Origin of the sequence: Actinomadura montaniterrae (assembly GCF_008923365.1) — a bacterium.
GTDB lineage: Bacteria > Actinomycetota > Actinomycetes > Streptosporangiales > Streptosporangiaceae > Spirillospora > Spirillospora montaniterrae.
Genome location: NZ_WBMR01000357.1, coordinates 1 through 6,817 on the forward strand (window position 1 = coordinate 1; position 6,817 = coordinate 6,817).

Annotated in this window: 7 protein-coding genes; 4 read left to right on the plus strand and 3 right to left on the minus strand. The window is 72.8% G+C overall.

The genetic code is table 11. The annotated features are described in order from the left end of the window. Positions 1 to 123: 123 nt before the first annotated feature. Positions 124 to 918, minus strand: a complete 795-nt coding sequence (locus F9B16_RS48300) for an SDR family NAD(P)-dependent oxidoreductase (protein ID WP_151546996.1) — start codon at positions 916 to 918, stop codon at positions 124 to 126. Between the two features lie 29 nt (positions 919 to 947). Next, positions 948 to 1,616 (minus strand): TetR/AcrR family transcriptional regulator, encoded by a 669-nt coding sequence (locus F9B16_RS48305; RefSeq protein ID WP_225992629.1) that lies wholly within the window; start codon positions 1,614 to 1,616, stop codon positions 948 to 950. Between the two features lie 157 nt (positions 1,617 to 1,773). On the opposite strand from F9B16_RS48305, the gene F9B16_RS48310 reads away from it, so the two are divergent. The 3 genes from F9B16_RS48310 to F9B16_RS48320 are packed head-to-tail and all read left to right on the plus strand — an operon-like array spanning position 1,774 to position 5,131. Beyond that, positions 1,774 to 3,318: a bifunctional 3-(3-hydroxy-phenyl)propionate/3-hydroxycinnamic acid hydroxylase gene (locus tag F9B16_RS48310; RefSeq protein WP_151546998.1), complete on the plus strand. Its 1,545-nt coding sequence runs from the start codon at positions 1,774 to 1,776 to the stop codon at positions 3,316 to 3,318. A 38-nt stretch (positions 3,319 to 3,356) separates the two neighbouring features. Next, positions 3,357 to 4,283, plus strand: coding sequence for a VOC family protein (locus F9B16_RS48315; RefSeq protein WP_151546999.1), 927 nt, complete (start codon positions 3,357 to 3,359; stop codon positions 4,281 to 4,283). Beyond that, positions 4,283 to 5,131, plus strand: coding sequence for an alpha/beta fold hydrolase (locus tag F9B16_RS48320; RefSeq protein ID WP_151547000.1), 849 nt, complete (start codon positions 4,283 to 4,285; stop codon positions 5,129 to 5,131). The genes F9B16_RS48315 and F9B16_RS48320 overlap by 1 nt, the downstream gene beginning before the upstream one ends. Before the next feature lie 66 nt (positions 5,132 to 5,197). Here F9B16_RS48320 and F9B16_RS48325 read toward each other — a convergent pair whose 3' ends face one another. Continuing rightward, positions 5,198 to 5,953 carry a GbsR/MarR family transcriptional regulator gene (locus F9B16_RS48325; protein ID WP_151547001.1) on the minus strand — a complete coding sequence of 252 codons (756 nt, stop codon included), beginning with the start codon at positions 5,951 to 5,953 and terminating at the stop codon, positions 5,198 to 5,200. A 245-nt stretch (positions 5,954 to 6,198) separates the two neighbouring features. On the opposite strand from F9B16_RS48325, the gene F9B16_RS48330 reads away from it, so the two are divergent. Beyond that, the coding region (locus tag F9B16_RS48330; RefSeq protein WP_151547002.1) for a DUF4097 family beta strand repeat-containing protein at positions 6,199 to 6,817 on the plus strand (619 nt) is incomplete at its 3' end.

Below are 6,817 nucleotides of genomic sequence, written 5' to 3' on the forward strand. Positions count from 1 at the left end.
CAAAAGCGGCTCGATCCGCCGCCACGCCGCATCGGTCAACTCATGCCGTCGCACCACGACACACCATCAACCCACACCCACCAGATCGTCCTCAGCAAAACACCAAGATCTACCGGACAGGCTCTAGGGCAGGATCGCGTCGACGTAGCCGCCGTCGGCGCGGACCGCCCCGCCGGTGGTGGCCGACGCGTGCGGCGAGCTGAGGTAGACGACCATGTTGGCGATCTCCTCGGGCTCGATGAGCCGCTGGAGCAGCGAGTTCGGGCGGTGCTCGGCCATGAAGCGGCGCTGCGCCTCGTCCCAGGGCAGGTCGCCGCCGACCATCTCGGCGACGAAGTCCTCCACGCCTCCGGTGTGGGTCGGGCCGGCCAGGACGGTGTTGACGGTGACGCCCGTCCCCGCGACGGCCTTGGCGTAGCCGCGCGAGACGGCCAGCAGCGCCGTCTTGGACACGCCGTAATGCACCATCTCCGCGGGGATCACCACCGCCGAGTCGCTCGCGATGAACTGCACCCGTCCCCAGCCGCGCTCGGTCATGCCCGGCAGGTAGAGGCGGGCGAGCCGGATCCCCGACAGCACGTTGACCTCGAAGTAGCGCCGCCACTCGTCGTCGCCGACCTCCAGCACGGGCCGCGCCGAGAAGATGCCGAGGTTGTTCACCAGGATGTCGACGTCGGGCGCCTGGGCGCGCACCGCCTCGGCGCCCTCGGCGGTGGCGACGTCGGCGGCCACGCCCCGCAGGTCGGCGTCCGGGAGCTCCGCGCGCAGCGCGTCCACGGCGGCGCTGACGCTGCCGTCCGACCGGCCGTTGACGATGGTGGCCGCTCCGGCCCGTGCCAGCCCCGCGGCGATGGCGCGGCCGATGCCCTGGGTGGAGCCGCTGACGAAGGCGGTCCGCCCGCTGAGATCGATGTCCATGGCGGTGACCCTTCCCCCGCCGCGGCAGGTCAGCCCTCGCCGCCCCCGGACGGCGCGGCGGCGCGCAGCGCGGCCGCCCGCGCTTCGCCGAGCGCGGCCATCGCCTCCGCGAGCAGCCGCATCTGGGCGGCGAGGTCGCGCTCGGGCTCGGCCTGCAGGGCGACGAAGGCGCCGTCGAACCCGGCGATGCCGAAGTAGTCCAGCTGGTCCGCGACGGCCTGCGCGATCGCCTCGCCCTCCGGCGCGAAGGACGCCGCGATCATCCGGTTCATGTGCGCGCGGCCGTCCTGCCGGACCTGTTCGATGATGCCGTCCACCTCGGCCTCGGCGGCCTCGGTGCTCATGATCAGCAGGAGGTGCAGGCGGAGGAACTCCGGGCGGGCGAGGAACACCTCGCCGGTGCGCAGCAGGTACCACGTCAGCCGCTCGCGCGGGGTGCCGCCCTCCGGGCCGCCCGCCTGCGCGCGCCGCATCGCCGCGAAGAACTCCTCGGCGCCGCGCGCCATGACCGCCGACAGCAGCCCCGCCTTGGAGCGGAAGTGGTGGTACACGGCGCTCTTCGGCAGGCCGGTCTCCCGGCTCAGCACCGACAGGGAGGTGGCGGCGTACCCGCGCTCGGCCATGATCCGGGCCGCGACGTCGAGGATCTCCTCCCGCGACCTGCGGCCACGGCGGTTCCCGGTCGTCTCGTCCGCCACGCGTCGAAGCATAGAGGGCCCGGTCCGTCCTGCCCGCCCGGTCGATTCTGCACAGCGGAATTTCGTGGACAGCCTCGCGGAACACATGTGAGGGTGGCCACTGTTGTACCGAACGACCGGTCCAAAACTGTGACCGGACAGCCGCCCCGGAGCCCGCATGACCCAGCATTTCGACGCCGACGTCGCGATCGTCGGCTACGGACCCACCGGCGTGACCGCCGCGCTGACCCTCGCGAAGCACGGGGTCCGGGTGGTCGCGTTCGAGCGGGACGCCGCCATCTACCCGCGCGCCCGCGCCGTCACCGTCAACGACTGGACGATGCGGATCTTCCAGAGCCTCGGCATCGACGAGCGGATCACGAAGGTGATCGAGCCGCAGCGGGCGCTGCGCTGGGTGACCTACGACGGCACCGAGATCATGCGCGTCGAGCACCCGCCGTCGGCGCTCGGCCCCGGCCCCCGCTTCTACAACATCTACCAGCCGGCCATGGAGGCCGAGCTGCGCGCCTGCGCCGCGGACCACGGCGACCTGATCGACGTCCGCTACGGCGCCGAGGTGACCGCGCTGGAGCAGGACGCCGCCGGCGTCACGCTGACGGCGGCCGACGCCGCGACGGGCGAGGAGCGCACCGTCCGCGCCCGCTACGCGATCGGCGCCGACGGCGGCGGCAGCGCCACCCGCGGCATGATCGGCAGCCGCCTGGACGGCGACACGATCGACGTCCGGTGGATCGTCATCGACTGCCGCGTCAAGCGCTGGTGGCCCGACCGCGACCTGCTCACGTTCTGGTCCGACCGGCGGCGCCCGGTGGTCGACATCGCGCTGTCCGCCGGCAACCACCGCTGGGAGATCCCGCTCGGGCCGCACGAGACCGAGGCCGACTTCGCGTCCGAGGACGACGTGTGGCCGCTGCTCGCCGCGCTCGGCGTCACCACCGACGACGTCTCCATCCACCAGTGGGCCTTCTACCGGCACCACACCCGGATGGCCGACACGTGGCGCTCGGACCGCGTCTTCCTCGCCGGGGACGCCGCCCACCTCATGCCGCCGTGGGCGGGCGCCGGGATGCAGACCGGCATGCGGGACGCCCACGACCTGGGCTGGAAGCTCGCCCGCGTCCTCCGCGGCGACCTCGACGAGAGCTGGCTCGACACCTACGAGACCGAGCGGCGGCCGAACGCCGCGTTCTACACCGACCTCGCCGTCCGGCTCGGACGGGTCATCAAGCAGGAGGCGACCCCGGCGGAGATCGAGGAGCTGAACCGGGTCCCGGAGGGCACCGTGACGCCGTTCGAGCCGCCGCTGACCGCGCCGCCGGTGCTGGCCGCGGGCCGGATCCGCGGGCCGCTCGGCGACGCGAGCATCGTCGGCCGGATGGTCCCGCAGCCCGTCGCGGGGGACGCGGCCGGCCGGATGGCGCGCCTCGACGACCTGCTCGGCGACGGCTTCGTGCTGCTCGGCGCGGACGTCGACCCGGCCGGACTGCTGTCCGCCGGGGAGCGGGCCGGGTGGGACGCGCTCGGCGCCCGGTACGTCGCGGTCCGTCCGAAGACCGCCTACACGCAGGGGCCCGATGAGCTGGTCGACCTCGACGGGGTCCTGCTGCCGTGGCTGGCCAGGTACGGCGTCCGCGCCGTCGCGGTGCGGCCCGACCGGTTCGTGGCGGCCGCCGACGTCTCCGGCCTCGCCGTCCCCGCCTGACCCGCGCGACCCCGTCCTGAGAGGAAGGAGCACTCCCGATGACCGGAGTCAAGGAACTGGCGTACGTCGTCTACGAGGCGAGCAGCCTCGACGACTGGGAGCACTTCGCCGTGCGGCTGCTGGGCATGCAGCTCGCCGGCAAGACCGCCGACGCCATTGCCCTCCGCACCGACCGGAAGGCCTACCGCTGGCTGGTCCGCCGGGGCCCCGCCGACGACCTGGTCGCCAGCGGCTACGAGGTCGCGGACGGCGCCGCCCTCGACGCCCTCATCGAACGGCTCACGGCGGCCGGCGTCGAGGTCACCGAGGGGGACGCCGCGCTCGCCGCGTCCCGCGAGGTCGACCGGATCGCGGTGACCGCGGACCCGATGGGCAACCGCGTCGAGCTGGTCACCGGCTTCGCCGACGCCGCCGCCCCCTTCCACTCCGACACGCTGCTCGGCGAGTTCGTCACCGGCGCGGGAGGCGCGGGCCACCAGGTGCTGCTGGCGCAGGGCGTCGCGCGCGAGACGTACCTGGAGTTCTACGAAGGGCTGCTCGGCTTCCGGATCTCCGACCGCATCGTCGAAGAGCTCGCCCCCGGCGCCGTCGCCGACCTGATCTTCCTGCGCTGCAACCCGCGCCACCACTCCGTCGCGTTCGGCGACATGCCGCACCCGAAGCGGACCCACCACTTCATGGTCGAGGTGACCGACGTCCGCGACGTCGGCATGGCCTACGACCGCTGCATGGACGCGGGGCAGCCGTTCGAGATGACGCTCGGCATGCACCCCAACGACCACATGTTCAGCTTCTACGTGCGGACGCCGTCCGGTTTCAGCGTCGAGTACGGCTGGGGTGGCCTGCTCGTCGACGACGACGCCTGGCAGGTCAGGACGCTCGACCGGCTGCACAGCTGGGGACACCGGCCACCCGAGGTCGTCGCCGATCTCCTCGCCCGCACCTCCGGAAAGGACGCCCGCTGATGGCACTGACCCAGGCCGAAGCCGCACGCACCGTCCAGACCAGGGACTGGAAGCTCCGCTACTACGAGGCGGGCGACGGGCAGCCGCTCGTCCTGCTGCACGGAAGCGGCCCCGGCGCGACGGGCTGGAGCAACTTCTCCGCCAACATCGAGGCGCTGGCCACGCATTTCCACGTGTACGCGGTGGACATGCCGGGCTGGGGAGAGTCCGATGCGGCGACCGTCGACCGCCTCGACCACGTGGACGCGGCGATCCAGTTCCTCGACGTCCTCGGCATCGACCGGGCCGCGTTCGTCGGGAACTCGATGGGCGGGCAGACCTCGCTCAGGCTCGCCACCGAGCACCCGGACCGGATCACCCACCTGGTCACCATGGGACCGCCGGTGGGGCGGATCCCCTCGCTCTTCAGCGCCGGCGACGGACCGTCCGAAGGCCTGAAGGTCCTCATCGAGGCCTACCGCGACCCGAGCCCCGCGAACATGCGCCGGCTCGTCGAGATCATGTGCTTCGACAAGGCCCGGTTCGCCACGCCGGAGCTGTGCCAGGCCCGCTCGGACGCGGCCCTGGCCCGTCCCGAGCACCTGCGCAACTACGTCGACGGACTGCCGAAGGGCGCGCCGCTCCCCATCTGGGTCAGGCCCGACCTGCTGCCCGGCATCGAGGTGCCGACGCTGCTCATCCACGGGCGCGACGACCGCGTCGTCCCCTTCGAGAACTCGCTCTACCTGCTCGCCAACATCCCCGACAGCCGGCTGGTGCTGCTGAACCGGTGCGGGCACTGGGCGATGATCGAGCACGCGGACGAGTTCAACCGGCTCGTCACGGACTTCCTCCTCGGCACCTCCTAGCGGAACGGCCGAGCGGGACTTCTTGGCGGGACGCCCCAGCGGGGACGCCCCAGCGGGACGGCCCGCTCACCTCCCGGCCGGGCTCGGCTCCGCGGCGCCGTCGGAGGCCGTCCCGGCACTGGTGTGGAGGACCTCGCGGGCCTGCTCCGCGGCGCGGAGCAGGTTCTCGCTGACGAAGTCGATGAAGCGGGCCCCGCCTTCGAGGCGCGCGGCCGCGGGCGTGCCGGGGCCGAGCACGGTGACGCCCTGCCGCATGGCCTCCTTGACCTGCACGAGCGCCTGGGCGCTGGCGACCAGCGACTGGTACCAGATGTCGTCGTCGACGATGTAGCGCTCCCGGCGGCCTTCGGCGCGCTCCCGCCGGACGAGGCCCTGCTCCTCCAGGAACGTGATCGACTTGGACACCGACGCCGGGCTGACCTGGAGGCGCCCGGCGAGCTCGGACGCGGTGAGGCTGCCGGAGTCGGTGGCGTAGAGGCAGGCCATCACCCGGGCCATCATCTTGGGCGTCCCCGAGGCCATGAAGACGGTGGTGAGCGTCTCCTCGAACTCGCGCACGGCCTCGGGGTCGCGGCCGTCCGGCTGCGCCGGCGCCTCCGCGCCCCGGGGCGCGGCCTGCCTGCGCTGGCGGGCGCGGCGCTCGGTGGCGCGGTGCGCCAGGTCGGCGCGGTACCCGGCGGGGCCGCCGTTGCGCATCACCTCGCGCGTGATCGTCGACGTCGGACGCTCGAGCCGCCTGGCGATCTCCGCGTAGGCCAGGCCGTCGGCCAGCCCGACCGCGATCTGCTGGCGTTCCTGCTGGGTGAGCCTGCCTCCCGGCATCACGGCCTCCTTCATGCTCCTCGGACGCCCTCACCATAGCGTTCACTCCCCGTCCATTGCAACAAACCGCACCGGTTCATTGCGTTGATTCGCCAGCCGTTGCAACGATATTCGAGCATCTACCTGCAATGGTGCTGCTTTTGCGCAACAGACTTCTTGCTGAACTCTGAAAGGCAACGTAGCGTTTGCGTTGTCAGAAACGAGCGGGCCGCAGGGGTCCGCCCCCTTCAGCAAGGAGCAGCACGATGAACACCTTCGCCACCCCCGCCCCGATCACCGCCGCGTTCGACGTTCCGGCCGGCCGGGTGCAGGTGATCGCCGCCGACCGCGCTGACACCGTCGTGGACGTCCGGCCCGCGAACCCGGCCAAGGGCCGCGACGTCAAGGCCGCCGAGCAGGCCACCGTCGAGTTCGCCGACGGCGTCCTGCACGTCCGCGCCGCCACCGGCGGCCAGTACTTCGGCGGCTCCGGCTCCATCGAGGTGACCGTGCAGCTGCCCGCCGGCTCGCAGGTCGAGGCCAAGGCCTCCGCCACGGAGTTCCGCGGCGTGGGCCGGCTCGGCGAGGTCGCCTTCGACGGCGCCTACCGGCAGATCAAGATCGACGAGGCCGCGGGCGTCGCCCTCACCGCGACCGACGGCGACGTCGAGGTCGGCCGGCTGAACGGGTCCGCGCGGATCAGCACCGCGCGGGGCGACATCCGGATCGCCGAGGCGACGGGCGGCGCGGTCGTGCTCCGCACCCGCTCCGGGGACGTGTCGGTCGGCGCCGCCCCCGGCGTCTCGGCCGCGCTGGACGCCCGCACCTCCTACGGCCGCGTCACCAACAGCCTGAAGAACGACGGCACCACCGGCCTGACCATCG

Coding starts and splice junctions, on each gene's coding strand:
- F9B16_RS48310 (WP_151546998.1), top strand. CDS start 1,774: ATGACCCAGCATTTCGACGCCGACGTCGCGATCGTCGGCTACGGACCC.
- F9B16_RS48300 (WP_151546996.1), bottom strand. CDS start 918: ATGGACATCGATCTCAGCGGGCGGACCGCCTTCGTCAGCGGCTCCACC.
- F9B16_RS48325 (WP_151547001.1), bottom strand. CDS start 5,953: ATGCCGGGAGGCAGGCTCACCCAGCAGGAACGCCAGCAGATCGCGGTC.
- F9B16_RS48315 (WP_151546999.1), top strand. CDS start 3,357: ATGACCGGAGTCAAGGAACTGGCGTACGTCGTCTACGAGGCGAGCAGC.
- F9B16_RS48320 (WP_151547000.1), top strand. CDS start 4,283: ATGGCACTGACCCAGGCCGAAGCCGCACGCACCGTCCAGACCAGGGAC.